Annotated in this window: 1 protein-coding gene; it reads left to right on the forward strand. The window is 59.8% G+C overall.

Translation table 11 applies throughout. From position 1 onward, the window contains the following. Positions 1–526, forward strand: a 526-nt coding sequence (locus tag AC1D0P_RS28105; protein WP_477679733.1) for an ATP-binding cassette domain-containing protein, incomplete at both ends; no start/stop codon positions are given.

The raw sequence follows: 526 nt of genomic DNA on the forward strand, positions 1-526 counted from the left end.
GGACATGGAGGCGCGACGCTTCGACCAGTCCATGGCCGGCTATGAGAGAGCCGCTCTCAAAGTCACGACATCGCAGGGCCTGCTGAACTTCGGCCAGATCGTCATTTTCAGCATCGGCATGCTGGCGATGATGAGCATGTCAGCGCTGGCGATCCGTACGGGAAATCAGACGRTCGGCGACTTCGTCTTCATCAATGTSMTGCTGATGCAGCTTTCGGCACCACTGCAGGTCATCGGCTTCGTCTATAACGAGGTGCGCAACGGCATCGCCAATATCGAGCAGATGTTCGACCTGCTCGACATGGATGCCGAGGTCACAGACAGGCCGGGCGCCAAGGATCTGATCGTTGCCGCCGGCGCGATTTCCTTCAAGGGCGTCTATTTTGCCTATGATCCGAACCGGCCGATCCTGAAGGGCGTATCCTTCGATGTGCCCGCGGGTCACACCGTCGCCGTCGTCGGCCCCTCCGGCGCCGGCAAGTCGACGATCTCCAGGCTGCTCTACCGCTTCTATGACGTCCAACAG

Source organism: Polaromonas sp. P1_G2, assembly GCF_056405515.1.